At 69.4% G+C, this 2,919-nt stretch carries 1 protein-coding gene; it reads right to left on the bottom strand.

The features are described from left to right. A partial coding sequence (locus POF73_RS45555; RefSeq protein WP_272125430.1) for a beta-ketoacyl synthase N-terminal-like domain-containing protein occupies positions 1 to 2,879 on the bottom strand: 2,879 nt, incomplete at its 3' end. Positions 2,880 to 2,919: the final 40 nt, after the last annotated feature.

Raw genomic sequence — 2,919 nt, 5'->3', positions numbered from 1 at the left:
GCAAGAGCGGCCTCACACGCCTCCATCGACGCCGCGAACACCGGCGACACATCCCACAACTGACGCCCCATACCAGCCCACTGCGCCCCCTGACCCGGAAACACAAACGCCACGTCATCGGCAGCGAGAGCGGCCCGCCCTCGTACCACGGACGAGGGGGTCGCTCCGTCACCGGCCGCCAAGCCCTTGATCCCGAGGGTCAGTTCACCCTGGTCCATACCCAGGACGACAGCTCGGTTCTCGAACGCGGTTCGCGTGGCGGCCAGCGACCACGCGACATCCACCGGCCGCAACTCACCCTCAGCGGACTCCACGAATGACGCCAACCGACCGGCCTGACCGGCCAGCCCGTCCCCACCACGACCCGACACCACCCACGGCAACGCGCCAACCTCAGCGAACACGGACTCACCCGGCTCACCACCGGACCCGACCCGGGGCACAACCGGAGGCTCCTCCAGCACCACATGCGCATTCGTCCCGCTGATCCCGAACGAGGACACACCCGCCCGGCGCGGACGCCCCTCGACCTCCGGCCACTGCACGGCCTCCGTCAGCAGCGACACCGCCCCCGCCGACCAATCGACATGCGACGACGGCTCATCGACATGCAGCGTCTGCGGAAGGACACCGTGCTGCAACGCCAGCACCATCTTCATCACACCGGCCACGCCCGCGGCGGCCTGCGTATGACCGATGTTGGACTTCAACGAGCCCAACCACAAAGGCCGCTCGGGATCCCGGCCCTGCCCGTAGGTCGCCAGCAGCGCCTGCGCCTCGATCGGGTCGCCCAACCGCGTACCCGTGCCGTGTGCCTCGACCACGTCCACGAGGTCCGCCGTCAGACGGGCGTTGGCCAGCGCCGCACGGATGACACGTTCCTGCGAAGGCCCGTTGGGCGCGGTCAGGCCATTGCTCGCACCGTCCTGGTTGATCGCCGAACCGCGCACCACCGCCAGCACGGGGTGACCGTTGCGCCGCGCGTCCGACAACCGCTCCAGCAGCAACACACCCACACCCTCACCCCAGCCGGTGCCGTCCGCACCCGCCGCGAACGGCTTGCACCGACCGTCCGGCGCAAGCCCCCGCTGCCTGCTGAACTCCACGAAGATGCCGGGTTCCGCCATCACGGTCGCTCCTCCGGCGAGCGCGAACGAGCACTCACCGGAGCGCAGCGCCTGAACCGCCATATGCAGCGCGACCAGCGACGACGAGCACGCCGTGTCCACGGTCACCGCCTGTCCGCGCAGGCCGAGGACATAGGAGATACGCCCGCTGGCCACACTGCAGGAGGTGCCGGTCAGCAGATACCCATCGACGGACTCGGGGGCTTGGTGCAGTCCGGGACCGTACTCCTGCTGCATGAGTCCGACGAACACTCCGCCATCGCGCTCGCGCAGGCTCTCCGGGTCGATGCCGGCCCGCTCCAGTGCCTCCCAGGAGGTCTCCAGGAGCAGTCGCTGCTGCGGGTCCATGGCCTCCGCCTCACGCGGCGAGATACCGAAGAAGCCGGGGTCGAACTCAGCCGCGTCATACAGGAACGAGCCGGATCGCGCATAGGTCGTACCGTGCTGCTCCGGGTCGGGGTGGTACAGGTTGTCGAGGTCCCAGCCCCGGTCGGCGGGAAAGGCAGAGATGGTGTCACCGCCCGTTGAGAGCAGTTCCCAGAGCTCTTCCGGCGTGCGGATACCTCCGGGCAGACGGCAGCCCATGGCCACGATGGCGATGGGATCCTCGTCGGTGGCGGGCCGCAGCTTCACGGAGGTCTCGGGATCCGGCTCGGTGCCGCCGTGGAGCAGACCGCGGAGATGCCGGGCGAATGCCTGTGGGGTGGGGTGGTCGAAGAGAACAGAAGCGGGCAGTGAGAGCCCGGTCTCCGCGACCAGTCGGTTCCGCAGCTCGACGGAGGTCGCGGAATCGAAACCCAGCGCCTTGAAAGTGAGCGTCGCGTCGATGTCACCCGCTGTGGCATGCCCCAGCACCACGGCGGCGTGCGCACGGATCCGCTGCACCCAGTCGTTGTGCCGCACCGGCATGGCGAGGGACTCGGCTTCGGCCGGCTTGACAGCTTCCGCGAGGGAGTCCGTACGACGACGGCGCGCACCGCCGTCGAGCCAGTAGCGGCGGCGCTGGAAGGCGTAAGTGGGCAGCGGAACCGTCCGGCCGTCGTGCCCGGCCAGGACCGTGGTCCAGTCGACCGGAATGCCCCGCACCCACGCCTCGGCCAGCGAGGTCAGGAAACGGGAGGCATCGCCGTCGTTACGGCGCAGACTGCCCACCACCACCGCGTCCGGGGCCGCCTCCTGGACCGCCATGCCGAGGACGGGGTGCGAGCTGACCTCCACGAACGCCGCATACCCCTGCTCGACCAGGCCCTGCACGGCGTCGGCGAACCGCACCCGCTGACGCAGGTTGCGATACCAGTAACCCCCGTCCAGACCAGCAGTGTCCATCACTTCAGCCTCGGTCGTGGAGAAGAACGGCACCTCACCCGAACGCGGGGAGACCGCAGCGAGGACCTCGGCCAGCTCAGCCTCTATGGCCTCCACGTGCCTCGTGTGGGAGGCGTAGTCCACCGGGATACGGCGGGCGCGGATCTCCCCCGCCTCGCAGTGCGCCATCAGCTCATCCAGCGCATCCGCATCCCCGGCCACCACCACCGAACCCGGACCGTTGACCGCAGCAATGTCGATCCGGCCCGCCCAAGCCGTCAGCAACTCCTCAACATCCGCGAGGGGTTGAGCGAGGGAGACCATGCCACCCCGGCCGGCGATGGCCCGGATCGCCTTCGACCGCAGCGCCACCACCCGCGCCCCGTCCTCCAACGACAGACCACCCGCCACCACCGCGGCAGCAATCTCACCCTGCGAATGACCCACCACCACCGACGGCTGAACCCCGCAAGCACGCCACACCGCG

The organism is Streptomyces sp. HD (assembly GCF_028369295.1).
Classification (GTDB): Bacteria; Actinomycetota; Actinomycetes; order Streptomycetales; family Streptomycetaceae; genus Streptomyces.
The sequence above is the reverse complement of the archived record's forward strand: the minus strand, read 5'-3'. Positions and strand labels throughout refer to the sequence as shown.